This is a genomic window from Streptomyces zhihengii (assembly GCF_016919245.1).
In the GTDB taxonomy this organism is placed as follows: Bacteria; Actinomycetota; Actinomycetes; order Streptomycetales; family Streptomycetaceae; genus Streptomyces; species Streptomyces zhihengii.
Genome location: NZ_JAFEJA010000002.1, coordinates 1,515,867 through 1,539,707 on the forward strand (window position 1 = coordinate 1,515,867; position 23,841 = coordinate 1,539,707).

Annotated in this window: 27 protein-coding genes; 15 read left to right on the forward strand and 12 right to left on the reverse strand. The window is 74.3% G+C overall.

Translation table 11 applies throughout. The features are described 5' to 3' along the window. Positions 1 to 32: 32 nt before the first annotated feature. A complete protein-coding gene (locus JE024_RS34100; protein WP_205377736.1) occupies positions 33 to 881 on the forward strand; it encodes an aldo/keto reductase in 849 nt (282 codons plus the stop codon). A 13-nt stretch (positions 882 to 894) separates the two neighbouring features. Here JE024_RS34100 and JE024_RS34105 read toward each other — a convergent pair whose 3' ends face one another. Next, positions 895 to 1,479: a MarR family winged helix-turn-helix transcriptional regulator gene (locus tag JE024_RS34105; protein ID WP_205377737.1), complete on the reverse strand. Its 585-nt coding sequence runs from the start codon at positions 1,477 to 1,479 to the stop codon at positions 895 to 897. 39 nt (positions 1,480 to 1,518) lie between these two features. Between JE024_RS34105 and JE024_RS34110 the strand changes: the two genes are divergently transcribed. Next, positions 1,519 to 2,496, forward strand: coding sequence for an EamA family transporter (locus JE024_RS34110; protein ID WP_205377738.1), 978 nt, complete (start codon positions 1,519 to 1,521; stop codon positions 2,494 to 2,496). On the opposite strand, the gene JE024_RS34115 is transcribed toward JE024_RS34110, so the two are convergent. Together JE024_RS34115 and JE024_RS34120 are read right to left on the reverse strand one after the other, a co-directional pair. Further along, complete coding sequence (locus tag JE024_RS34115; protein ID WP_205377739.1) at positions 2,399 to 3,118, reverse strand: ABC transporter permease; 720 nt, start codon at positions 3,116 to 3,118, stop codon at positions 2,399 to 2,401. The genes JE024_RS34110 and JE024_RS34115 overlap by 98 nt on opposite strands. Positions 3,119 to 3,183: 65 nt before the next feature. Then, the gene (locus tag JE024_RS34120) at positions 3,184 to 4,068 is read right to left on the reverse strand and encodes an ABC transporter ATP-binding protein (RefSeq protein ID WP_205377740.1); all 885 of its coding nucleotides are present in this window, start codon (positions 4,066 to 4,068) and stop codon (positions 3,184 to 3,186) included. 268 nt (positions 4,069 to 4,336) lie between these two features. Here JE024_RS34120 and JE024_RS34125 point away from each other — a divergent pair, with 268 nt between their 5' ends. Both JE024_RS34125 and JE024_RS34130 read left to right on the forward strand, forming a co-directional pair. Further along, entirely contained in the window at positions 4,337 to 5,497 is a 1,161-nt protein-coding gene (locus JE024_RS34125) for a sensor histidine kinase (RefSeq protein ID WP_244883371.1), read from the forward strand. Beyond that, positions 5,494 to 6,096, forward strand: coding sequence for a response regulator transcription factor (locus JE024_RS34130; protein WP_205377741.1), 603 nt, complete (start codon positions 5,494 to 5,496; stop codon positions 6,094 to 6,096). The genes JE024_RS34125 and JE024_RS34130 overlap by 4 nt, the downstream gene beginning before the upstream one ends. A gap of 75 nt (positions 6,097 to 6,171) precedes the next feature. Here JE024_RS34130 and JE024_RS34135 read toward each other — a convergent pair whose 3' ends face one another. From JE024_RS34135 to JE024_RS34155, 5 genes are all read right to left on the reverse strand, one after another. Next, complete coding sequence (locus JE024_RS34135; protein ID WP_205377742.1) at positions 6,172 to 6,642, reverse strand: S26 family signal peptidase; 471 nt, start codon at positions 6,640 to 6,642, stop codon at positions 6,172 to 6,174. Between the two features lie 142 nt (positions 6,643 to 6,784). Next, entirely contained in the window at positions 6,785 to 8,785 is a 2,001-nt protein-coding gene (locus JE024_RS34140) for an ABC transporter ATP-binding protein (RefSeq protein WP_244883373.1), read from the reverse strand. Between the two features lie 8 nt (positions 8,786 to 8,793). After that, complete coding sequence (locus JE024_RS41400) at positions 8,794 to 9,396, reverse strand: TlpA family protein disulfide reductase (protein ID WP_244883375.1); 603 nt, start codon at positions 9,394 to 9,396, stop codon at positions 8,794 to 8,796. 127 nt (positions 9,397 to 9,523) lie between these two features. Then, positions 9,524 to 10,051, reverse strand: a complete 528-nt coding sequence (locus tag JE024_RS34150) for a MauE/DoxX family redox-associated membrane protein (protein WP_205377743.1) — start codon at positions 10,049 to 10,051, stop codon at positions 9,524 to 9,526. Between the two features lie 108 nt (positions 10,052 to 10,159). Further along, positions 10,160 to 10,360, reverse strand: a complete 201-nt coding sequence (locus JE024_RS34155; protein ID WP_205377744.1) for a hypothetical protein — start codon at positions 10,358 to 10,360, stop codon at positions 10,160 to 10,162. Between the two features lie 299 nt (positions 10,361 to 10,659). On the opposite strand from JE024_RS34155, the gene JE024_RS34160 reads away from it, so the two are divergent. Continuing rightward, on the forward strand, positions 10,660 to 11,349 hold the full coding sequence (locus JE024_RS34160) for a DUF4230 domain-containing protein (protein WP_205377745.1): 690 nt from the start codon (positions 10,660 to 10,662) through the stop codon (positions 11,347 to 11,349). Positions 11,350 to 11,482: 133 nt separating this feature from the next. Here JE024_RS34160 and JE024_RS34165 read toward each other — a convergent pair whose 3' ends face one another. Next, positions 11,483 to 11,656, reverse strand: coding sequence for a hypothetical protein (locus JE024_RS34165; RefSeq protein ID WP_205377746.1), 174 nt, complete (start codon positions 11,654 to 11,656; stop codon positions 11,483 to 11,485). Positions 11,657 to 11,766: 110 nt separating this feature from the next. Then, on the reverse strand, positions 11,767 to 12,351 hold the full coding sequence (locus tag JE024_RS34170; RefSeq protein WP_205377747.1) for a helix-turn-helix domain-containing protein: 585 nt from the start codon (positions 12,349 to 12,351) through the stop codon (positions 11,767 to 11,769). A 119-nt stretch (positions 12,352 to 12,470) separates the two neighbouring features. On the opposite strand from JE024_RS34170, the gene JE024_RS34175 reads away from it, so the two are divergent. The 4 genes from JE024_RS34175 to JE024_RS34190 all read left to right on the forward strand — a co-directional run bounded on the left by JE024_RS34175 (position 12,471) and on the right by JE024_RS34190 (position 15,497). After that, positions 12,471 to 13,190 (forward strand): B3/B4 domain-containing protein, encoded by a 720-nt coding sequence (locus JE024_RS34175; protein WP_205377748.1) that lies wholly within the window; start codon positions 12,471 to 12,473, stop codon positions 13,188 to 13,190. A gap of 149 nt (positions 13,191 to 13,339) precedes the next feature. Further along, on the forward strand, positions 13,340 to 13,789 hold the full coding sequence (locus tag JE024_RS34180; protein WP_205377749.1) for a GvpU-like protein: 450 nt from the start codon (positions 13,340 to 13,342) through the stop codon (positions 13,787 to 13,789). Between the two features lie 313 nt (positions 13,790 to 14,102). Next, positions 14,103 to 14,621: a lytic polysaccharide monooxygenase auxiliary activity family 9 protein gene (locus JE024_RS34185; protein ID WP_205377750.1), complete on the forward strand. Its 519-nt coding sequence runs from the start codon at positions 14,103 to 14,105 to the stop codon at positions 14,619 to 14,621. Between the two features lie 141 nt (positions 14,622 to 14,762). Continuing rightward, positions 14,763 to 15,497 (forward strand): chitinase, encoded by a 735-nt coding sequence (locus tag JE024_RS34190; RefSeq protein WP_205377751.1) that lies wholly within the window; start codon positions 14,763 to 14,765, stop codon positions 15,495 to 15,497. Between the two features lie 95 nt (positions 15,498 to 15,592). On the opposite strand, the gene JE024_RS34195 is transcribed toward JE024_RS34190, so the two are convergent. After that, the gene (locus JE024_RS34195; RefSeq protein ID WP_244883377.1) at positions 15,593 to 15,958 is read right to left on the reverse strand and encodes a winged helix-turn-helix transcriptional regulator; all 366 of its coding nucleotides are present in this window, start codon (positions 15,956 to 15,958) and stop codon (positions 15,593 to 15,595) included. A gap of 220 nt (positions 15,959 to 16,178) precedes the next feature. Here JE024_RS34195 and JE024_RS34200 point away from each other — a divergent pair, with 220 nt between their 5' ends. From JE024_RS34200 to JE024_RS34220, 5 genes are all read left to right on the forward strand, one after another. Beyond that, positions 16,179 to 17,129: an NADP-dependent oxidoreductase gene (locus JE024_RS34200; RefSeq protein WP_205378510.1), complete on the forward strand. Its 951-nt coding sequence runs from the start codon at positions 16,179 to 16,181 to the stop codon at positions 17,127 to 17,129. A 79-nt stretch (positions 17,130 to 17,208) separates the two neighbouring features. Next, positions 17,209 to 17,880, forward strand: coding sequence for a helix-turn-helix transcriptional regulator (locus JE024_RS34205; protein WP_205377752.1), 672 nt, complete (start codon positions 17,209 to 17,211; stop codon positions 17,878 to 17,880). Between the two features lie 32 nt (positions 17,881 to 17,912). Beyond that, positions 17,913 to 18,428: a DUF3291 domain-containing protein gene (locus JE024_RS34210; protein WP_205377753.1), complete on the forward strand. Its 516-nt coding sequence runs from the start codon at positions 17,913 to 17,915 to the stop codon at positions 18,426 to 18,428. 138 nt (positions 18,429 to 18,566) lie between these two features. Then, positions 18,567 to 19,568 carry a glutathione S-transferase family protein gene (locus JE024_RS34215; RefSeq protein ID WP_205377754.1) on the forward strand — a complete coding sequence of 334 codons (1,002 nt, stop codon included), beginning with the start codon at positions 18,567 to 18,569 and terminating at the stop codon, positions 19,566 to 19,568. A 64-nt stretch (positions 19,569 to 19,632) separates the two neighbouring features. Next, positions 19,633 to 20,235, forward strand: coding sequence for a TetR family transcriptional regulator (locus JE024_RS34220; RefSeq protein WP_205377755.1), 603 nt, complete (start codon positions 19,633 to 19,635; stop codon positions 20,233 to 20,235). Positions 20,236 to 20,481: 246 nt separating this feature from the next. Here JE024_RS34220 and JE024_RS34225 read toward each other — a convergent pair whose 3' ends face one another. Next, positions 20,482 to 21,534, reverse strand: coding sequence for an SMP-30/gluconolactonase/LRE family protein (locus tag JE024_RS34225; protein ID WP_205377756.1), 1,053 nt, complete (start codon positions 21,532 to 21,534; stop codon positions 20,482 to 20,484). Between the two features lie 172 nt (positions 21,535 to 21,706). On the opposite strand from JE024_RS34225, the gene JE024_RS34230 reads away from it, so the two are divergent. Continuing rightward, on the forward strand, positions 21,707 to 23,557 hold the full coding sequence (locus JE024_RS34230) for a flavin-containing monooxygenase (protein ID WP_205377757.1): 1,851 nt from the start codon (positions 21,707 to 21,709) through the stop codon (positions 23,555 to 23,557). The last annotated feature ends 284 nt before the right edge of the window (positions 23,558 to 23,841 follow it).

Consider the following 23,841-nt stretch of genomic DNA (forward strand, 5'->3'; position numbering starts at 1 on the left):
GGAGAGGCAACCCGGAACGCGAGGATCCCTTCATGCACACCGTCACCCTGAACAACGGCGTCGAGATGCCCGTCATCGGCTTCGGCGTCTACCAGATCCCGCCCGGCGACACGGAACGGGCCGTCACCGAGGCCCTCGCCGCCGGGTACCGCTCGCTCGACACGGCGGCCGCCTACGGCAACGAGGAAGCCGTCGGCCGTGCCGTCGCCGGCAGCGGCATCCCGCGCGAGGACCTGTTCGTCACGACCAAGCTGTGGGTGTCCGACGCGGGCGAGGACCGGGCGCGGCGCGCCTTCGACACCTCCCTGCGCAAGCTCGGCACCGACTACGTGGACCTCTATCTGATCCACCAGCCCTACGGCGACGTCCACGGCTCCTGGCGGGCCATGGAGGCCCTGCACCGCGAGGGCCTGGCGCGGGCCGTCGGCGTCTCCAACTTCCACTCCGACCGGCTCGTCGACCTCATCGACCACAACGAGGTCACCCCGGCGGTGAACCAGATCGAGACCCATCCCTTCTTCCAGCGCACGGCCGAACAGGACCTGATGCGCGGACGCGGGGTCCAGATCGAGTCGTGGGGCCCCTTCGCCGAGGGCCGCAACAACCTCTTCACCGACCCGCTGCTCACCGGGATCGCCGCCGCCCACGGCAGGTCCGTCGCCCAGGTCGTGCTGCGCTGGCTCGTCCAGCGGGGCGTCGTCGTCATCCCCAAGTCGGTCCGCGCCGAGCGCATGGCCGAGAACCTCGCCGTCTTCGACTTCGCCCTCACCGGTGAGCAGATGGCCGCCGTCGCGTCCCTCGACACGGGCGCCTCGGCGTTCTTCGACCACCGCGACCCCGAGATGGTCAGCCGCCTCGGCAACGCGACACTGGACGACTGAGCGGCCTCTCCCGTCAGCGCGGCGGCCCGGCGGGTCGGTCCCCGGCCGAGGGCGCGTCCATGCGGGCCAGCCAGCTCGTGAGCAGGGTCTCCAGACCGGCGGACTCGTCCGCGGTCAGCAGGTCCAGCAGACGGCGCTCGTTGCGCATGTGGTCGGCGAACGCCCGGTCGACGAGGTCGAGCCCGGGGCGGGTGAGGGCGACGATCCGGGCCCGCTGGTCGTCGCCGGAGCGGCGGCGGGTGACGAGCCCGGCGCGCTCCAGGCGGTCGATCCGCTTGGTCATCGCCCCGGTGGTGACCATGGTGTGCGCGGCGAGTTCGCCCGGCGCCCGCTCGAAGGGCTCCCCGGCGCGGCGCAGCGCGCACAGCACGTCGAACTCGCCCTCGCCGAGGCCGTAGCGGTCGTAGACGATCCGCAGCTCCGCGGTGAGCCGGCCGGCGAGCCGGTGCAGCCGGCCGATGACCGCCTGGGGGGAGACGTCGACGTCGGGGCGTTCCCGGCGCCATTCGGCCTGGATGCGGGCGACGCGGTCGTCGGGGTGCGAGTCGGGGTGCGGGCCGGGGTGCGGGTCGGAGTGCGAGGAGTCCCTGGAGTCCATGGGGCGAGTCTATCTTCCGTGGAAGCTATATTGTCTTCCATGGAAGGTAATCTGCGGTGGATGGCCCTGACCGCCGTCGCGCCGGTGGCCTGGGGCACCAACTACTACGTCACCCACGCGTACCTGCCCCCGGAGCACCCCCTCTACGGCGCGGTCCTGCGGGCCCTGCCGGCCGGCCTCCTCCTGCTGTGCCTGTGCCGGCGCCGGCCCCACGGCGCCTGGTGGTGGCGCTCCGCGGTGCTCGGGCTGCTCAATGTGAGCGTCTTCTTCGTCCTCGTCTACGCCGCGTCCCAGCTGCTCCCGACCAGCGTCGCGGCCACGGTGATGGCCGCGGCGCCGCTGACGATGATGCTCATGGCCTGGGCCCTGGTGTCCGAACGCCCGGGCGCCGCGCATCTCGCCGGTGCCGCGATCGGGCTCGGCGGGGTGTGCCTCATGGTGCTCACCGGGGACGGGGGCGTGAGCGTGCCCGGCGTCCTCGCCTCGGCGGCGGCCATGGTGGTCTCCTCGTGCGGCTACATCCTCGCCAAGCGGTGGAGCACGGGCGCCGACGTCCTCTCGTCGACCGCGTGGCAGCTCACCGCGGGCGGCCTGATCCTGCTGCCCGTCGCCGCCGCGGTGGAGGGGCCGCCGCCCGCCCTGCCGGCGTCCGCGCTGCTGGCGTTCGGCTATGTCGCCCTGGTGGCCACGGCGCTCGCCTTCGCCGCCTGGTTCGCCGGGCTGCGGCGTCTGCCGGCCGGCACCGTCGGGCTCGTCGGCCTGCTCAACCCCGTCACGGGCGTGCTGCTCGGCACGCTGGTGGCGGGGGAGACGCTGGCGCTCCAGCAGGCGGGCGGCCTGGCCCTCGTGCTGCTCGGGGTCGTCCTCGGCCGGCCCGCCCGGCGTCCGCACGGCCCGGCCGGGCACGGGCCGCGGGACGTCAGCGGCGCGGCTCCCACCGGAACAGGCGCGAGGCCAGCGCGGCGGCGACGACGACCCAGGCGAGCGTGGGGGCCAGCAGGACCAGGGAGTCTGTGACGGCGGCGCCGCCCTCCCAGGCGTCGACCACCAGCTCCGTGGCCGCGCCGCCGGGCAGCAGCCGCTTGAGCAGGGTGAGCTCCTCGGTACCGGTGATCCCCACCCAGGTCGCCACCGCGATGGTGCCGATGCTCACGGGCAGCGTCGTCACCTGGGCGTGCTCGGGGGAGTTGGTCAGCCCGGCCGTGGCCAGCCCGAGACCGAGCATCATCGCCACGGTCGCGACGATCGCCGCCACCAGCAGCGGGACCTGGGCCGGGCCGCCGGTGACCGCCGACAGCACCACGAGGATCACGGTCACCTGGAGCAGCGCGAGGACGGTCACCGGCAGCATCAGCCCCAGCAGGATGGTGGCGTCACCCGCCGGCGTGGAGCGCAGCCGCTTCAGGAAGAGGGTCTGGCGGCGCGAGGCCAGCGTGGTCACCGTCGTGGTGTAGAGCCCGAACGCGCCCACGGTGCACACCACCACCGCCGCGATGTAGCCGAGGCCGGCGAGGTCCTCGAAGACCTCGTGCCGGTAGACGAAGAACGCGCACGGCACCACGGGGATGAGGAAGCCGGCCAGCAGTACCGACCGGTTCCGGAAGATCTGGATCAGTTCGCTGAGCGCGATGGCGAGCATGGTGGAGAGCCCCTTTCGGGGAGACGGGGAGGTCGGGGAGTCGTTTTCCGGGGGCGGGCGGGCGGCTACGGGTTGTCGAGGGCACGGAACACGTCGTCGAGCCGGGTCGGCCCCGCCTCGATCCCCCGCAGTTCCGTGGCGTGGGCGTGCGCCCAGCCCAGCAGGGTGTACAGGTCCGCCTGGAGGTCGAAGGTCTCGACGAGGACCCTGCCGTCGTCCCGGCGCACGGCCGGCAGCGGAAGCTCCGGCGCGCCGTCCGCGAGGGTGAAGCGGATCGTCGCCGGCAGGGTCCTGGTCAGTTCGTGGACGGTGCCCTCCTGGTGGAGGGTGCCCCGGTGCATCAGCCCGATGCGGTCCGCGCGCTGCTGGGCCTCCTCCAGGTAGTGGGTGGTGAGCACGACGGTGGAACCGTCCTCGCGCAGCCGGTCCACCGCGTCCCACAGGGCGTCCCGCGACTGGATGTCCAGACCCGTGGTCGGCTCGTCCAGGAACACCAGCTCCGGCGTGCCGTACACGGCGGTGGCGAAGTCCAGGCGCCGCTTCTCGCCGCCGGAGAGCTGGGCTGCCCTGGTGCCGGCCTTGTGGGTGAGCCCGGCGACGGCGAGCACCCGCGGCACGCTGTCCCGCCGCCGGCTGAGCTCGCCGAACAGCCGGACGGACTCCGCCACCGTCAGATCGGGCGAGAAGCCGCTCTCCTGGAGCATCACGCCCATCCTGGGCCGGACGGCGGCGCGGTCCCGCGGATCGCGGCCGAAGACGCGCACGGTCCCCGAGGTGGCCCGGCGGTGCCCCTCGACGATCTCCAGGGTCGAGGTCTTCCCCGCCCCGTTCGTGCCCAGCAGGGCGTAGAGCTCGCCGCGTGCCACCCGGAAGGACACGTCCTTCACGGCGTGGAAGTCGCCGTAGGCGAGATGCAGGTGTTCGACGTCGATGACCGGTGTGGAGGACATGCGTCCCATTCCACCGGCCGCCGGGCCGGGCCGTCAGTGCGGCCACGTCACCACCGCACCGTGACATCCGGCAGGCCCCGGCCATGACACGGTGTCACTGGTCGCGCCCTGGGCCCCGGCCAATACTGGGAGGCAGCATCCGCCGTCCGAGCCCGGAGACCCCCATGGACACCGCACCACCGCGCATCGCGCGGACGGCCCCCGCGGCCGTTCCACCGCACGGTCCGCGCGGTGCCGCCACCCCCCGCCGCACGGCCGGACGCCGGCGGTGAGGCGGACCGGGGACACGGCGCACCCCCCGCCCGAGCACTCCGAGGAGACCCGCGGCCGGCTGCGCAGGCTCAATCTGGTGATGCTGCTCCCGCCCCTCGCCTTCGCCGGGGCGGCCACGGTGGCGTTCGACGCCGAGAGCTGGACGCAGGCCGCGGTGCTCGGCGCGGGCGTGCTGGCGGCCCTGCTGGCGTTCGTGCGGTGGGCCTCGGGCCGCCTCTTCGCCGTCGCCGTCCCCTGCCTGGCCGTCACCGCCGCCGTGTGGGTGTACGGCGTGGCCGAGGGCTGCGACACCGCCTTCTACGGACTGGCCGTCGTCGGCCCCCACGTCGTCTCCCGGCTGCCGCGCCACCGCGGCGCGGCGGCCGTCGCCCTGGTCGGCTTCGTCACCGGGGTCGGTCTGGCCCGGCTGTGGATCACCCAGGACGACATCCCCGCCGTGCTGATCTCGTACGTGATCATCCCCGCCGGTGTGACCGCCGTGGTGACCGGTCTGATGTTCCCCAACCAGCGGTTCTACGGCCTCGTGGCGGAGCTGGAGCAGTCACGCGAACGGGAGGCCGAGCTGGCCGTCATCCGGGAACGCGTCCGCTTCGCCGGCGACCTCCACGACATCCAGGGGCACACCCTCCATGTCGTCAAGCTGAAGGTCGCCCTGGCCAGGAAGCTGGTCCACACCGACCCCGCCCGGGCGGAGCGGGAACTGGGCGAGATCCAGGCCCTCGTCGGCGACACCATCGACCGGACCAAGGAACTCGCCCACGCGCAGCGCCGGCTCAACCTCTCCGCCGAACTGGAGAACGCCAAGAACCTCTTCGAGGCCGCCGGCATCGAGGTGAGCGTCACCCGCGGGCCGTCCGTCGACGCCCGCACCAGCGAGCACCTCGGCCAGGTCCTCCGCGAGACGACGACCAACATCCTGCGCCACGCACAGGCCGCGACGGTGCGCATCACCCTCTCCGGATCCGGCATCACCATCGTCAACGACGGGGCGCGCGAAGGGCCGCTCCCCGAGCTCAGGGGGCTGTCCGCCCTGAGGCTGCGCGTGGCGGACGACGGAGGCGAACTGACGGTGGAGCAGAACGACGGATGGTTCCTGACCGCCGCGGACTTCCCGCGCCCCGGCGGCAGCCCGGCGACGAGGGAGGGCGAGAGATGACCACGGTGGTACTGGCCGACGACGAGGTCCTGCTGCGCAAGGCGCTGGCGGCGCTGCTCCCCCTGGAAGGGGAGATCACCGTGCTCGCCGAGGCGGCGGACGGCGCGGAGGCCGTCGAGGCCACCCTGCGGCACCGGCCCGACGTGCTCGTCATCGACCTGGAGATGCCCGGGGTGGACGGTCTCGGCGCCGTCGCGGAGATCCGCCGCGCCCGGCCCGGGCAGGTGATCCTCATGCTCACGCGCCACGCGCGCCCCGGGGTGCTGCGCAAGGCCCTCAAGCTGGGGGTGCAGGGCTTCGTCAGCAAGGCGGCGGAGCCGGCGCACATCACCTCGGTCATCGCCGCGCTGCACGAAGGCAAGCGGTGGATCGACCCGGACGTCTCCGCCCGCGCCGTCATCGACGACTGCCCGCTCACCGACCGGGAGACGGACGTGCTGCGGGTGACCGGCGAGGGCTACTCGGTCGCCGACATCGCCGCCCGGCTACACCTCGCGGAGGGGACGGTGCGCAACTACCTCTCGAACGCCATGCAGAAGACCCAGACCCGCACCCGCCACGAGGCGGCGCGCTACGCGCGGGAGCACGACTGGCTCTGACCGCCCGGCCCCCGGGCCGGGGTGCCGCACCCGGTGCGGGGCGCCACGCGCCGCCTGCCGCGACGGGCCGGGGTGTCACACCCCGTGGGGGGCGCTCGGCGCCGGCGGCCGCGACGGGCCGGCGGCACGCGGCAGCCGGCCGATCGTGACGCCGACGACGCTCGCGGCCGGCACCGGACCCCAGACGCGCGAGTCGGTGCTGACCTCCGGGTTGTCGCCGAGCACGACGAGGCGCCCGTCCGGGACGACGCCCTCGCCGGCCCCCGGCGGCACGGGTTCACCCGCCCGCGCGGCGACGCGCTTGACGAGCAGACCCCCCGGGCCGGCCCCGGGGACGCGGTCGGCGCGGAGCACCACCACACGGCCGCGGCGCGGGCGCCGTGCGGGGGGCCCGGCCCGCAGCACCAGGACGCGGTCCCCGGGCGCGAGCGCCGGGTACATGCTGGCGCCGTGCACCGTCACGACGAGGAGCACGCGCCGGGCCACGGCGAGCAGCACGGCGGCCAGGGCCACGACGGCGGACACGGTGAGGGCGACTGCGGTCATCGGCGGGCACGTCCTTCGGTGCGGGGGCGGGAGCTGGGGCCGGGGGCAAGCCGGGCCACCGGGTGCGCGTGCGCCCGGCGACGCGGCGCGCGCGGCGCCGGTGCGTCCGCGCGGAGGCCCGGGAGGCGGCCGGGGCGGCGGGTCACCGAGGGGCCCCGGTGCCGGCGGCCGCGGGCGGCTGCCCGCCGTGTGCGGGCGCGCCCGCACCGTCCCCGTCCCGGTGGTCCGGTCCGGTGCCCGTGTCGCCGCCCGGCCGGGTGACGCCGCCCGGATCCGGAACGGACCCCGTCGGAGGATCCGGAACCGGGCCCGCCGGCGCGTACCCCGCCGACTGGAGGCGGAACAGCCCCGCGTAGGTCCCGTCGAGGGCGAGCAGTTCCTCGTGCGTCCCGCTCTCCGTGACGCGGCCCCCGCCGAGGACCACGATGCGGTCGGCGTCCCGGACGGTGCTGAGCCGGTGCGAGATGACCAGCACCGTCGCATCGGCGCGCAGCGTGCGCAGACTGTCGTGGATCTCCTGCTCGGCGGCGGCGTCCAGACCGGAACTCGGCTCGTCGAGGATCATCAGGTCGGCGTCGCGGCGCATGAACGCGCGGGCCACGGCCACCCGCTGCCACTCGCCGCCGGAGAGCAGCTCGCCGACGGCCGCCCCGGCGGACCCCGCGGAGGCGAAGATCCGGCTGAGCAGCGTCCCGTACCCCTGCCCGAGACGGGAGAGCCGAGGATGCACCCCGGCCGCCACGGCGGCGCCGGTCACGAGGTCCTCGCGCCCGATCTCCGCCACGCGGCCGATGCCGATGTTCTCGCCCGCCGTCAGGTCGTACCGCCCGTAGTCCTGGAACACCGCGGCGACGCGCTCGCGCAGTTCGGCCGGGTCGAAGTCGCGCAGGTCCGTGCCGTCCCACAGGATCCGGCCGCGCGTGGGTTCGTAGAGCCGGCACAGCAGCTTCACCAGGGTGCTCTTGCCGGTGCCGTTGACGCCGACGAGCGCCGTCACCCCGCCCGTCTCCAGGCTGAGATCGACGCCGCGCAGGATCCACGGCGAGTCCGGCGTGTAGCGGAACCACACGTCGCGCAGCTCGACGCGCCCCGCGAGGCCCGGCACGGGGCGCGGCGCCTCGGCGAGCGCCAGGTCCGGCGGCACGTCGCGGAGGGTGCGGAAGAAGGTGAAGGTCAGGGCCGCCTGGTACGCCGTGGACGCGGTGGAGGCGAGCTGGGCCACCCCGCGCTGGATCCCGGCGGTGGCGGTGACGAAGACCGACAGGTCGCCGACGGTCAGCTCGCCCCGGTCCGCGGCGCGCACCGCCCACAGCAGGCCGGCGGCGAAGACGGCCGCGCCGAGCAGCAGGTCGGGCACCCGCTCGCGCAGAGCCCGCAGATCGGTGCCGCGTTCGGCGCGCACGACGGTGCGCAGTTCGGCCGCCGCCCGGTCGGTGAAGTACCGCTGGAGGCCGAAGAGCCGGACCTCCTTCAGGGTGTCGGTGTCCGACAGGAGGCTGCCGTAGAACATCTCGCGGCGGCTGTTGCCCATCGTGTCGCGCAGCACCTCGGCACGACGGCGGCCGGCCGCGAGCTGGGTGCGCAGCGCGGGCACCGCCAGCAGCAGGGTGACGACGCCGAGCACGGGGTTGATCACGAAGACGGTGATCAGGAACCCGGCGAGCAGCACCGCGGCCTGGAGGCCGCTGACGACCGAACCGACCAGCAGATCGGGCGCGTTGCCGGCCGCCTGCTGCGCGAGACGCAGCCGGTCCTGGAACGCGGGGTCCTCGAAGTGCCGCATGCCGGGCAGCCGGTTGACCGCGTCCAGCATCTCCTCCTGCACCCGCACGCGCAGCGCCCGGGTGCTCTCGCCGCGCAGGAACTCCCCGGCGGGGGTGGTGAGCGAGATGCCGAGCGTCGCCGCCACGAGCAGCAGCGCGACGGGCGCCAGCGCACCGCCGCCGGGCGTGGTGAGCCGGTCCAGGAGGCTGCTCACCAGCAGGGCGGCCGCCGTGGGGAGCAGCCCCGCGACGACGCTGACGGCGACGTACGCCGCGACCACCGCCGGTCCCGCCCGCCAGGCGAGGGCGAAGGCGGCGGCGGCGGAACGCACGGCTTCACGGGCCTGGCGGCGCGTGCCGTCGCCCTGCGCGGTGTCCACGGCCGCGCTCAGACCGTCTGCGGCGCGGGCAGTGCGCCGGAGCCGGTGAACAGCTCGGTCGCCGACTCCCGGTTGGCGATCCGCCCGTCCGCCCCGATCTCGACATAGCTGGGCCAGCGGACGATCCCGAAGGCCTCCGATGCCAGGATGACGCCGGGCCGCAGCGTCGGGTCGTTCGCGTCGTCGGCCTCGACCACGACCCGTGCGACGGGGGAGAGGAGTTCCACGAGCTCGTCGGCGACCGGCCCGGCTCCCTTGACGACGGCGACGACATGGTCGCGTCCGCCGGGGACGGTGGCCGCGATCCGGGCGAAGCCCGGGGCCTGCTCGCGGCAGGGCCGGCAGGTCGTGGAGAAGAAGCCGACGGCGGCGGGCCCGGTCAGGTCGGTGTCGCCGATCGGGCCGTCCTGGCGGGTGGTCACCCGGAAGGCGGGCACGGGGGATCCGTCGCTCAGGCGGTTCTCCGGCACGGTGACGGCCGCGTCCCCCGCGGGTCCGCCGTGACCGTGCCCGCCGTCGGCGATGCGGCGGGCGAGCGCCAGGAGCAGCAGCAGGTTGAGCACGCCGATGACGGCGTTGACGCAGACGACGACGGTGGTGGTGACGGACAACGGTGCCTCACTTCCGTGCGCTTGACGGTGGCCGGACGGCCACCGGCCGGACCGTGGTCGGTGCCGGTTCTCGGAGGGTGGGGTGCGGGCCCGCGCGCACGGCGCGCGCGGTGCCGCCCGGCCCCGGTCAGGAGGGGCGGGTGAAGAGACCGGCCAGGGTGTCGGTGGAGATCAGCAGGACGCCGGTGACGACGGCGACCAGCCCCGCCGCGAACGCGGCCGGCAGCTCGGGCGGCAGCGCGGCGCCGGGGCCCGCGGCCGCCGCGGCGGCGCCGAGGCCGCACACGGCCAGCAGCACGCCGTTGCGCACCAGGTGCGCGGGGCCCACCGGTGTGCGCGAGGCGCCGAAGCAGGCGCACGAGACGTCGTCGTCCCGGCGGATCAGGACGACCAGCACCGCCGTGAAGGCCGCGATCAGGGCGGCGGCGCCGAGGAAGGCGGCGACACCGGCCGGTCCGGGCAGCCAGACCAGCGCGATCGCGGAAGTCTCGGCGGCGATCACGGCCGCGCCGACCGGCCCCGCGAGGCGGCGGGGCACGATGCCGAGGTCCGCGACGGTCCCGGTGATGCCGCCGGGCGCGCGCAGTTTGCCGGTGACCGAGGCCAGCAGGGTCAGGGCCAGGGCGCACCGTGCGCCGAAGAGCAGGTATTCCATGTCTCCCGTCCTGTCCGTCCCGGATTCCGGGCCGGCCCCCGGCGGGCCGGCGGTGCCGGGTCCCGGCGGCGGGCGGTGCCGCCGGGACCCGGTGGTGCGGCCGGTCCGTCAGCAGGCCCCGTAGACCACGGTGACCGTGCAGGTCGGCGCGGCGGCGCAGTTCCAGGAGCAGCAGAAGCGGGTGTACAGGTTCTCGCCCGAACACCAGCTGGAGCTGCCGGCCGGGCACGCGCACGCGGCGGCCGCGGTCTCCTGGGGCAGGACCCGTGCGAACGCGCGGCCGGCGAAGGCGGACAGACTCTTGACCATTAGGTTCCTCCGATGACGTGGAATGACGAGTACGGCTGTTCGGGAGCTCCCTTGATCGTGCGCGGGACAACGTAACGACGGCCCGCCGGAAACGTCTAGACCAATAGCCGCCCCGGGGTCCGGCCGGGCGCCGCGGTTCGCCGGGTCCGCCGCAGGTGGCGGACGAAGAGCAGCAGGTGGGCGCGACGGTGCCACGAAATTGGTCTAGTCCATATGGTGATACGGGCCGGGGCGAACGAGGCGCCCTCCGGGCGGAGTTGGCCCGGCCTGATCCGCGGTGGCGCGGGCATCCGTTCGCTATGACGAAGCTTCTGCGCAAGAGTGACGGCTCCGCCCCGGAGCCCGCCGTCGTGCGTGGCGCCCGGCGCACGGTCGCGGTCGTCGTTGCCGCGCTGGTGTGCCTGGCCCTGGTGGTCACCCTGCTCGTGGGGTTCAACCCGTTCGGGGGCCTGGGCGACCTGTTCGGCGAGCGGACCGAGGACCGGACCGGCCCCGTCCTGCTGAAATCCGTCCGCGACCTCGACCGCTACGAGGGCGCGGCAGGCGACTTCCAGGTCGTCGTCGACCTGGAGAAGGACACCAAGTTCCTCCCGGACGCCATCCGGGGAACCCGCACCCTCTTCGTCGGCGCCGGCAGTGTCTCGGCCTACGTCGACTTCGGATCCCTCCGCGAGGACAGCGTCCGCGTGAACGACGACCGCACCGAGGCGACCGTCCGACTGCCGCACGCCCGCCTGGGATCCGCCGCCCTCGACCCGGACCGCTCCTACGCGGTCTCCAAGGAACGCGGCCTGCTGGACCGGCTCGGCGACCTGTTCTCCGACAACCCGGCCGACGAGCGCGCCGTCCACCGGCTCGCCGCCGACCACATCGACAAGGCCGCCCGCGAGAGCGGCCTGACCGCCCGCGCGGAGAAGAACACCACCGCCATGCTGGAGGGCCTGCTCGGCTCCCTCGGCTTCCGCTCGGTGACGGTCGTCTACGGCTGACCGCGCCCTTCCGGTCCACGGCCGACCGCGGTCGGCCACGGCCGGCCGGAGCGCCGGAGGCCGTGGAAGGCCCCGAACACATCGCCGCCCACCCGGTGTCCGGGTGGGCGGCGATCTCGTTCCCCGCGACGCGTCAGCGGCGGCGGCCGGTGCGCAGTGCGCCGCCCACCCCCGCCACGTGCAGCGCCAGGCACATCAGCCCCAGCAGCATGATGTTGCCCGACGAGAACACGTCGTTGGTGCCGAGATCGGCGGCGTTGATGAGGAAGGAGATGAAGAACAGAACGGCGGCGGCGATACCCAGCATGGAACAACTCCTCTGTGCGCGGGGACGGATCGCTTTGGTGCAACCGTGCGTGTGCCCCGGGAAAGCGCTCGCAGACACGTTCGATGTGAGTTGTGTGCGGGCCGGGGCCGTCAGGCCGTCGGGGCGGGGCCCGGGGGCAGGTGGACGGTCATGACGAGGTGGCAGGTCCCGGTTCCCGCGCCGCGGTAGGTGTGCGGGGCGTCGCCGTCGAAGGTGGCGGTCTGGCCCGTCTCGACGGGGTGTTCCGTGCCGTCGACGACCAGGGTCATCCGGCCGCCGGTGACGCTGACGGTCTCCACGACGCCCGCCTGGTGCGGGTGGCTGGTGTACTCCTCGCCGGGCTCCAGTCTCCAGCGCCAGACCTCGACCGGAGCCGCCCCCGTGGTGGTGAGCATCAGCCGGGCCTCGCCGCCCCGTTCGCCCGCCCACAACGGCATCACGGCATCGGCGGACACCACCCGGACCCTGCTGTGGGCCGGGCCCTCCAGCAGGGCGGACACCGAGACGCCGAGGGTGTCGGCGAGCCGGACCAGGGTGGCGAAGTTGGGGTTGCCCTGGGCCTTCTCCAGGCCGACCAGCGCCCCCTTGCTGACCTTGGCGCGCCGGCCCAGTTCGTCGAGGGACAGGCCCGCGCGGGTGCGCGCGGCCCGGACGTTGTGGGCGAGCGTGCGCAGTGCCGCCTCGGCTTCGGGCATCCGGTCACCGTCCTGACAAGGGGATCATTCCAATGCACCGTCCGGTCATTCAATTGACAGGCGGCGGTCGGTTCATTGTACGGTCGGGTCGTTCCGACGTGAAAGCAAGGGAAGTCCTCATGACCGTCCTCCGTATCGCCCCCGCCGTGGCCGACGCCTTCCCCGACACCCTGATCGCCCTGGTCACCGCCGCCGGCATGCGCGGGCACGAGCCCTGGCCCGCCACCGACGCGGCCGTGCGGGAGCTGGAGCGGCAGCTCGCCGACGGGCGCCGGCAGCCCGCGGGCGAGGACGATCCGCGCATCGCCTCCTGGCACGCCGCCTACCGCTCCTTCGGCACCAACCCCCGCCGCGTGCGCCCGAGCGTCGACGCGCTGGGGCGCCGGCTGGCCAAGAAGGGTGTGCTGCCGCGCATCAACGCGGCCGTCGACTCCTACAACACCGTCTCCGTCGGCCACGGCCTTCCCGCGGGCGCCTTCGACCTCGACCGCGTCGTCGGGGACATCGACATCCGCCACGCGGACGGCGGCGAGGGGTTCACCCCGCTCGGCGAACCGGACACCGTCGAGAACCCGAAGCCCGGCGAGATCGTCTACGCCGACGCCGCCGGTGTGCTGACCCGCCACTGGAACCACCGCGACGCCCACCGCACCCGCGTCACCGAGGACTCCACCCGTGTCGTCTTCGTCCTGGAGACCCTGCGCGCCACCCCCGACGGGGACGTCCTGAGGGCCGCGGCCCACGAGTTGCAGGGCCTGCTCCTGCCGCACGCCGAGCGGACGGCGGTGTACTTCCTCGACCCCGCCCGGCCCGAGGCCGACATCGCGGCCGGCCGGTAGCGGCGCGGGGTGCCGGCCGCGGATCCCCGCATGTCAGGGCCCGGCCGGGGCAGCCGGTCAGGGAACCCCGGCCGGGGCAGCCGGCCGGGGGACGCGTGAACCGATCCCGGGCGGCCCGCAGCGGCCGCCCCCGCCGAGAGGACGTCAGGATGGCCGATGGGCAGGCAGTGGCCGGCAGCGAGGGGACGCCGCGGTTCCCGGGTGTGGTGGAGCCGCTGATGGACATGGAGCTGCGGATGCTCGTCCGGCTGGTGGACCAGGACGAGGAGAACCGGTCCCACTTCGGGGTGTCGCTCAACATTCCCGGCGGGGTGATCTACGGGCAGGTGGTCAGCCGCGACGCCTACGCGCGGGAGTGGGAGTCCTCCCTGCGCGGCCTTCCCGGCGCCGGCGCCGAGGGCCTGGCCCGTATCCCGCGCCTGATCGACGAGGTCGTCGAAGGCCGGCGGGACGAGCGCGAGGCCGACCCGCTCCCGAGGTGGGTCCACCTGCGGAATGCCACGTTCCTCACCGGCGCCACAGCCCAGACGATGCACTACGAACTGTGGCGCGGACGCCTCGCCGACGTCGTCGGCTGGTCGCTGTCCATCCCCTCCTGAACGGCCCCTCCGCACCCGGCGACACGCCGTCGCAAGGGGGAACTCCGAGGGCCCGCGGGGCGCTCGCCCGGGCATGTGCCCCGCTCCGCCGAGCCCTTGACACGCTCATCACCACTTGTATGGTCTAGGCCAACAGAACTCGCCGCTCCGTTTGGGGAGTTGATCCCTTCGCGGGGGAGACACCCCCTGCCCGGATGGCGAGCGCGCGTCACCTTCCGCCTCTTGGCCCCACCCAACGAGAGGCCGGCCCGGCGCGTGCGGTCCCCCCACTCGACCGCACGCGACCGGACGGCCAGATGTGAAGGAGTTCCCCATGCACGCCAGCAGGAAGACGGCTGCCCTTCTCGGCGCCGTGCTCGCCCCCGTCGTCGCGCTCACCCTCCCCGCGGGGACGGCGAGCGCCCACGGCTACATCTCTGATCCGCCCAGCCGCCAGGCGCAGTGTGCCGCGGGCACGGTGTCCTGCGGAGACATCAGCTACGAACCGCAGAGCGTCGAGGGCCCCAAGGGGCTGACCAGTTGCAGCGGCGGCAACAGCCGCTTCTCCGACCTGGACGACGACGGCAAGGGCTGGACCGTCACCCCCGTCCCGAAGAACGCCACGTTCTCGTGGAAGCTGACCGCCCGCCACGCCACCAGCACCTGGGAGTACTTCGCCGGCGGGCAGCGCATCGCCCAGTTCGACGACGGCGGCGCACAGCCCGGCGCGGTCGTGAACCACCAGGTCGACTTCGGCGGCCTGAGCGGGCAGCAGAAGGTGCTCGCCGTCTGGAACGTCGCCGACACCGACAACGCCTTCTACGCCTGCATCGACGTCAACGTCGGCGGCTGACACACCACTCGGGGCCGGTCCCGTCACGGGACCGGCCCGCCCGGCCGGCGATCCGGCCCCCTCCAGGCGCACCCCGGCGTCCCCCCACACGCACGCCCCTGCGCCGCCGCACATCCCCCCACACCCCACAGGAGCGACACCGTGCACCGACGCATCCTCGGACTGCTCGCCGCCACCGGCGCGGCCGCGGCCCTCTGCACCCTGACCCTCGCCCCCTCCGCCTCCGCCCAAAAGGCGGGAAGCGGGACCGACGCCGCCGCGTTCGTGGTCAGCGAGGCGCAGTTCAACGAGATGTTCCCGAACCGGAACGCCTTCTACACCTACAGCGGCCTCACCGCCGCGCTCGACGCCTACCCCGGGTTCTCCAACACCGGCAGCGACACCGTGAAGAAGCAGGAAGCCGCGGCCTTCCTCGCCAACGTCAGCCACGAGACGGGCGGCCTCGTCCACATCGTCGAGCAGAACCAGGCCAACTACCCCCACTACTGCGACACCACCCAGCCGTACGGCTGCCCGGCCGGCAACGACAAGTACTACGGCCGCGGCCCGGTCCAGCTGAGCTGGAACTTCAACTACAAGGCCGCGGGCGACGCCCTCGGCATCGACCTGCTGAACAACCCCGACCTCGTGCAGAACGACGCGGCCGTCGCCTGGAAGACGGGCCTGTGGTACTGGAACACACAGAGCGGTCCGGGCACCATGACGCCCCATGACGCCATGGTCAACGGTGCCGGCTTCGGCGAGACCATACGCGCCATCAACGGCAGCCTGGAGTGCAACGGGGGCAACCCGGGGCAGGTCCAGAGCCGGATCGACAACTACCAGCGCTTCACCCAGCTCCTCGGCGTCGAACCCGGCGGCAATCTGAGCTGCTGACGCCCGGGGCCCACCGGCGGCCCCGTCCGCACCGTGCCGCCCGTCGCGCTCCCGCGCCGCGGGCGGCACCCGCCGTCCCCGGGCCCGCCCCCGGGTCAGGCGTCGGCGGGGGAGCGGTCGAGGTTCTCCTCGACCCAGGCGCGCAGCGCGCCGAGCGGGACGGCCGCGCCCTGCCCGAGCGCCGTCAGCTCGTACTCGACGTGCAGCGGCACCGCCGGGTAGACCGTCCGGTCCACCAGACCGGCGCCCTCCAGCCGGCGCAGCGTCTGGGTGAGGACCTTCGGGCTGACACCCTTCAGCCGCCGCTGCACCGCGCCGAACCGCTGCGGCCCGCCCTCCAGCGCCCCGATCGCGAGCGCCGCCCACTTGTTCGCCAGCAGGTCGAGCATGGCCCGGCAGGGGCACTGCGCCTCGTACACGTCGTGGGGGTCGTGCTCGCCGTTGGTGCACCGCGTGGTCATGGCGCCGCTTCTCCTTCGGGACTCTGCGTACGTCCGGGACGCTGAGGGTGTCCGGGACTCTTCATGCTTCAGGGACTCTTCATACTTCCCAAAAGGTAGCAGTGTCCCTTGCGGGTAACTACACCCTCATGGTTAGCGTGCGGGAGGCGCGCCGGACAGCGGCGTGCGGCGGTGAGAACCGCGAACACCGGATCAGGAGTCAGATGTGACCAGCCCCATGATGCGCGCCGTCGTGCAGGACGGCCTCGGAGGCCCCGAGGTGCTGCGGCTCGCGGAGATCCCGCGGCCCGCGCCCCTCCCCACGGAGGTCCTGGTGCGGGTGCACGCGGCAGGGGTCAACCCCGTCGACTGGAAGACCCGCGCCGGCGGCGGCATGGCCGGCGTGCTCGGGGACCCGCCGTTCGTCCTCGGCTGGGACGTCTCCGGCGTCGTGGAGGAGGTCGGCTTCGGTGTGACCGCCCTCGCCCCGGGCGACGAGGTGTACGGGATGCCCTGGTTCCCGCGCCAGGCCGGCGCCTACGCGGAGTACGTCACCGCCCCCGCCCGCCAGTTCGCCCGCAAGCCCGCATCGCTGAGTCACACCGAAGCCGCGGCCGTGCCGCTGGCCGCCCTCACGGCCTGGCAGATCCTCACCGACACGGCACACGTCGAGCCGGGGCAGCGGGTCCTGGTGCACGCCGCCGCGGGCGGGGTCGGACACTTCGCCGTCCAGTTCGCGCGGCACCTGGGCGCCGAGGTCGTCGGCACCGCGCGCACCGCGCGGCACGAGTGGCTGGCCGGACTCGGCGCGGCGCGCTCCGTCGACTACACCCGGGAGCGCTTCGAGGACGTCGTGGCCGACGCCGACGTCGTCGTCGACCTGCTCGGCGACCACGACGACACCAGCCGCCGGTCGCTGCGGACGCTCAGGAAAGGCGGGCTGCTCGTCGCCGTGCCCGCCGGGGTGAGCGAGGAGCTGCGCCGGGCCGCGGAGGAGGCCGGGGTGCGCACCAGCCCGTTCCTGGTCGAGCCGGACGGGCACGCCCTGGCCGCGATCGCGCGCCTGATCGACACCGAAGGGGTGGCGGTCGCCGTCGAGGAGACCTTCCCGCTCGCCGAGGCGGCCCGCGCCCACGCACAGGGGGAGCAGGGCCGCACCCGGGGCAAGCTGGTCCTGGACGTGCGGAGCTGACCGCCGGCCGGAGGGCCGCTGCCCGCCGGGGCCCTCCGGCCTTCTAAGTCCAACGCGCGTTGTTCCTAGAATGGCGGGTGTGAAGGACATCGACGCGATCGCGGCACTGCAGGATCCGGTGCGGCGCAGGCTGTACGAGTACGTGGCGGCCCAGGGCCGGGAGGTCGGCCGCAACGAGGCGGCGGAGGCGGCCGGTGTGGCGCGCACGCTCGCCGCGCACCACCTCGACCGGCTGACCGAGGCCGGACTGCTGGTGAGCGGCAGCCGCCGCCTGACCGGCCGCACCGGGCCCGGGGCCGGACGGCCCGCGAAGGTGTACACCCGGGCGCCGGCCGAGCGGTCCGTGTCGCTGCCCGCCCGCGACTACCGCACCGCCGCCGAACTGCTCGCCGAGGCCGCGGAGGAGGCGGGTCTCGATGCCGGGCTCTGTGCCGCCGCCCGCCGCCGGGGCGAGGCCCTGCGCGGTGGGGCCCCGCCCGTCGGCGGCCTGGACGAGGCCCGGGAGGTGCTCGCCGGCCGGGGCTACGAACCCCACGAGGAGGACGCCGGGGACGGTGCCGCCCGGACCGTCCGGATGCGCAACTGCCCCTTCCACGCCGTCGCCGAACGCTTCCCGCCGCTCGTCTGCGGCATGAACCTCGCGCTGCTGGAGGGGCTGCTGGGTGCCGACGGTCCCGTCCGCACCCGGATGGACGCCCGGCCGGGGGAGTGCTGCGTGGTGGTCGAAGCTTCTAAAAACAAAGATGATTGACATAGAAAACCGCGCCGTGCTGGGATGAGGGCATGACCGAAGCCGCGCGGGACGCGCACCTCGCCCAACTCAACGTCGCCACCCTCCGGTACCCCCTCGACGACCCGCGGATCGCGCCCTTCGTCGAGATGCTCGACCCGGTCAACGCCGCCGCCGACGGTGCGCCCGGCTTCGTGTGGCGGCTCGTGGGCGACGGGTCCGGCGACGCGACCGGCCTCCGCCCGGCCGGCGACGACGTCATCGTCAACCTCACCGTCTGGGAGTCCCAGGAGGCGCTGTGGGACTTCACCTACCGCAGCGGACACCTGGAGGTCATGCGGGGGCGCCGGGACTGGTTCGCCCGGCACGTCGAGGCCCATCTCGTCCTCTGGTGGGTCCCGGCGGGCCACATCCCCACCGTGGCCGAGGCGCTCGACCGCCTCGCCCATCTGCGGACCCATGGCCCCTCCCCGCGTGCCTTCACCTTCGCCTCCGCCCACACCCCCGCCGAGGCCGCCGCCCATGAGGCCGCCCCGCAGGTGGCGGCCGGCGGGACGCCGGCGCCGTAGAGGCCCGCCGTGCCAGGCGCTCGGGGCCCCGGAGCCGGTCTCGCCGCGTCCCCGGGCCGGGTGCCGGGTGCCGGGCGTGTCGCGTCGCCGGGGCCGGGCGCGCGTTCCGCGTCACCGAATCCGGGTACTCGCGCGCACATGACGTACGTGAGCGCAGGCCGGGAGTACACACGCGACAGCCGCTACCTCACCACCCGGATCACCGCCGACGGGCGCGACGGCTACCCCGTCGAGCCGGGCCGGTACCGGCTGGTGGTCAGCCGGGCCTGTCCCTGGGCGAGCCGCGCCGTGATCGTACGGCGGCTCCTCGGGCTGGAGAAGGCCCTCCCCATGGCGATCGCGGGACCCACCCACGACGAGCGCAGCTGGACGTTCGACCTCGACCCCGGCGGCCGCGACCCGGTGCTCGGCATCGAGCGGCTGCGGGACGCCTATCTGGCCCGCGACCCCGGCTACGACCGGGGCATCACGGTGCCGGCCGTCGTCGACGTCCCCACCGGCGCGGTGGTCACCAACGACGTCTCGCGGATCACCCTCGACATGTCCCTGGAGTGGTCCGCGCACTGGCGGGACGGAGCGCCGCTGCTCTACCCGCCGGCCCTCCGCCAGGAGATCGACGCCGTGAACGACATGGTCTACCGGGACGTGAACAACGGCGTGTACCGGGCCGGGTTCGCCGGATCGCAGGAGAAGTACGCCGAGGCGTACCAGCGCCTCTTCGCCCGGCTCGACCTGCTCTCGGAGCGGCTGGAACGCAGCCGCTACCTCGTCGGCGACACCCTCACCGAGGCCGACGTCCGGCTGTTCACCACACTGGTGCGCTTCGACGCCGTCTACCACGGCCACTTCAAGTGCAACCGGCGCAAACTGTCGGAGACGCCGGTGCTGTGGGCCTACGCGCGCGACCTGTTCCAGACGCCCGGCTTCGGCGACACCGTCGACTTCGACCACATCAAACGGCATTACTACGTCGTCCACACCGACATCAACCCGACGGGCATCGTCCCCCTGGGCCCCGACCTCTCCGGCTGGCTCGCACCCCACGGACGCGAGGAACTGGGCGGACGGCCCTTCGGCGACGGCACCCCGCCCGGGCCGCCCCCGCCCGGCGAGGAGGTCCCGGCAGGGCACGCGCCGTGACCCGCGCCGGCGCACCGCGCCCCGGGCAGCCGCCGCCCGCACCCCGCCCCGCTACCCTCTCGGGGTGACCCAGCAACCCCTGCGCGACGAGCGGCGGCCCGCCAACGAAGGCCGCCGGGCCGCCGCCCGCAACCGGGCGGCCCTGGTCGCCGCCGCCCGGGAGGTGTACGCGGAGTCCGGCCTGGACGCCCCGCTGTCCGCCGTCGCGCGGCGGGCCGGTGTGGGGCAGGGCGTGCTGTACCGCCACTTCCCCGACCGCGCCACCGTCGCCACCGCCGTGCTGGAGGAGAACGTCCGGCAGATCGAGCAGGCGGCGGCGACGGACGGAGCCGGTCTCGCCGATGTCCTCGGCGTCCTGACCTGGCATCAGGCGGAATCCGCGGCGTTCGTCGGCATGCTGCACGCAAAGGGGGCGGCCGGCGGGTCCGCCGTGCCCCCGTACGCCGTCGCGCTGTCCGTGCGGGTGGAGCGCGCGCTGCGCGTCCTGCTGCCGGCCCGGCACCCGCTGGCTGCGGAGGAGGGGGACCTCATGATCGCCGTGGCCATGGTCTCGGGCGCCGTCACCGGGGCGGGCCGCGAACGGCGCACGCACCGCGCGCTGGCGGCGTGGCGGCTGCTCGGCGTGGACGTGGGGCCGGTGCGGCCCTTCGATGACGGCACCGGCTGACGGCCGGCGGACCACCGGCCGCCGCCCGACCGCCGCCACCCGGCAGGGCGCACCGGGGCACGTCCGCGGGCCCCGAGCCGCGGCACCCCGCGCGTCGCGCCGGAACATCCCGCACCGGGGCATCCCGCGCGTCGCGCTGGAACATCCCGCACCTCGGTGCCTCGCACCGGGGCATCCCGGCGCGCCCCGCACCGGAGCAACCCGCGCCGGGGCACCCGCACCGCCTCGCCGCCGACGGGTGCGGCATCAGCCGCCGTTGGACTGGCGGATGCCCTTCCCCAGGGCGTCGAAGGCGTAGAGGAACCCCCCGGCGGGCCCGCTGACGGTCATGTAGGCCCGGGTGCCCCCGGGCGTGATGGCCACATTGGTGGCCGATTCGAGCCCTTCGGCATCACGGCCCCGGACGTCGACGGTCGCCAGGCGCTCGCCGTGCCGGTCGTACACCGCGATCGCGGGCCTGCCGTGCAGGGCCTGGTACACGTTCCCGTCCGCGTCCACGGCGATCGAGTCGGTCTGGGCGATCCCGCCGTCGACCCGGATCGCGGTGTGCCGGGAGGCCACCGAGCCCTTGCCGTCGAGGAGGAGGTAGGAGACGCGGTTCTCGGTCAGCTCACTGACCCACAGACCGCGGTACCGCTCGTCGAACGAGATGCCGTTGGGCGCCGCCAGGCCGCCGGCCAGGACGGTGGCGTCGCGCCCCTCGCGGTCGATCCGCACCACACGCCCGATCGCCTTCCCCTCGGACATGCCCCGGGAGTCGCTGAGGTACAGATGGCCGTCCCGGTCGAAGGCGAGGTCGTCGGGGTTCATCGGCGCCCCGTCGACCTCCCCGGAGAAGAAGGTGCGCGGATCGCTCCCGTCCGGGGCCAGGCTCACGATGTCGCCGTGCACGAAGTCGGTCAGGTAGAGGCGCCCGTCGTAGGGACTGAACTGGGCCGAGGTGTAGGCGCCGCGATCGTCGGTGTGCACCTGCCGCGAGGTCTTCCGGCCGATGTCGACCCGCAGCACCTTCGGCCCGCCCGCGGGTGCCGTGACATCGACGACGAGCAGGTCCCCGCGCTCGTCGAAGACCGGCCCTTCGAGCAGGGTCATGCCCGTCGCCTCGTGCGGCGTCGTGAGCCGCACGACCTTCTGCGCCCGGACGGTCCCGCCCCCGCCGGGCCCGCCCGCCGTGTGCGGGTTCGGTCCGCCCGCGCCGCGGTCGCCGGGGCCCGCCGTCTGCGTCCCGCAGCCGGTGAGGGCCGTCAGGCAGATCGCCGCGGCGAGTGCGGCAAGGGGTCGGAGCGGGCGTCGTCGCATGGGATCGCTCTTCCTGTCCGGGGTCCGCGGAAGCAGTCTCCGCCTCAACCGGACAGTGTTGTCCGGTACTTGCTACGGTAGTGCACGCGCGCTCAACCCCCCAGTCCGCGGCCCCACTTGACCGACACCGTGCCGCTCCCGGCACGTACCGGAAGGATCGAGGTCCCCCCACATGACGCACGCTGACGTCACCTCACCCGAGGCGCTCGCCGGTCTGCGGCGGCGCTATCGCCAGGAACGCGAGCGACGCGTACGCCCCGACGGCCCGCGGCAGTACCTCACGGCCGACGCCCTCCCCGGCGACCACGCCGAGGATCCCTTCGCGCCGGACACCGCCGGACGCGAGGCGCTGCACGACACGGTGGACGTCGCGGTCGTGGGCGGCGGATTCGGCGGCGTCCTCGCCGGAGCGCGGCTGCGCGGGGCGGGCGTCGCGCGCATCAGGATCGTCGAGAAGGGGGGCGACTTCGGCGGGACCTGGTACTGGAACCGCTACCCGGGCATCCACTGCGACATCGAGTCGCACGTCTACCTGCCGATGCTCGACGAGACCGGCTACGTGCCGGAGTGGAAGTACGCCCCCGGCGAGGAGATCCGCCGCCACGCGGTACGGATCGCGGAGCTGTCCGGGCTCCGTGAGGACGCCCTGTTCTCCACCTCCGTCACTTCCCTGACCTGGGACGACACGAGCGAGGAGTGGATCGTCGCCACCGACCGGGGCGACGCGTTCCGGGCCGCCTACGTGATCACGGCGACCGGCACCCTGTCCGAGCTCAAACTCCCCGGCATCCCCGGGATCGAGGACTTCGGGGGCCGTACCTTCCACACCTCCCGCTGGGACTACGCCTACACGGGAGGCACCCCCGACGGCGGCCTCACGGGCCTCGCGGGCAAGCGGGTGGGTGTCGTGGGCACCGGCGCCACCGGCGTCCAGGTCGTCCCGCCGCTGGCCGAGGCGGCCGGACATCTCCTCGTCTTCCAGCGCACCCCCTCCAGCGTGGACGTACGGGCCAACCGCCGTACCGAGGCCGGCGACATCGGCGCCGGCCGCCCCGGCTGGGCGCGGGAACGCCGGGACAACTTCCTGCGCATCGTCTCCGGGGAGGGCGCCGAGGCGGATCTGGTGGCCGACGGATGGACCGCCTCGGCCGTCCTGCTGGAGAAGCTGCTGCCGAGCTTCCGCCGCTCCGGCGACCGGGCGGCCTTCGAGCGGACCTACGAGGCCGCGGACGCCGCCAGGATGGAGGAGATACGGGCCCGCGTCGACCGCGTCGTCACCGACCCGGACACCGCGCGGAAGCTCAAGCCCTGGTACCGCTACGCCTGCAAACGCCCCACGTTCTCCGACGCCTACCTCCAGGCGTTCAACCGGGACAACGTCACCCTGGTCGACACGGCGGACACCCACGGCATCGAGCGGATGACCCGGCGCGGAGCCGTGGTCGGCGGCACCGAGTACCCGCTCGACTGCCTCGTCCTCGCCACCGGGTTCTCCGTCGGCGTCTCCGGAGTGCACTCCGGGCGGCTGCCCGTGCACGGCCGCGGCGGCGTCCGGCTCCAGGACGCCTGGCGGCAGCGCGGCCCGCGCACGCTCCACGGGTTCACCGGCCACGGCTTCCCCAACCTGATCCATCTCGGCGGCGCCCAGAGCGCCAGCAGCGTCAACTTCACCCATGTGCTCGACGAGCAGGCCGTGCACGCCGCGGCCCTGGTCGCCGCGGCGGAGGCCCGGGGCGCGGTCGTCGAACCGTCCCCCGAGGCGGAGGACGCCTGGCTCGCCGTCCTGGCGGACGGCCCCGACCACGAGTGGTTCCACGCCGAGTGCACCCCCGGCTACTACAACGCCGAGGGCCGCGGCCGCCCCAACGGCCCCATCGCCTACCCCCACGGCGCGGCCGCCTTCCACGACCTCCTGCGCCACTGGCGCGAGCAGTCCCTCCACGAGGCCCTCCGCCCCCGCACCTCCCCGAGACCACACGCCAGCACCCCTGGCCGGGGCATCTCCAGCCCACCCGACGCGTGAGAACCCGACCGCGCTCCAGCCCGCCCGGCGCGTGAGAACCCGGCCGCAGGCCGTGCCGGGCTCACGGGCGTGCGGTCGGCCTGGTGCCGCGCCTCGGTCCGGGTGGGCTCCGGCCGTGGGTTGGGCCGTTGGTCCGGGGCATCTTCAGCCCGTCCGGCGTTTGAGGACACGGCCGCAGGCCGTGCCGCACCCACCGGCGCGCGGCCGGCCCGGCACGAGCACCGGCGCGCGACCGACCCGCTACGCCCGCCGGCGCGCGGCCGACCCGCCCCCGGGACGGAGCC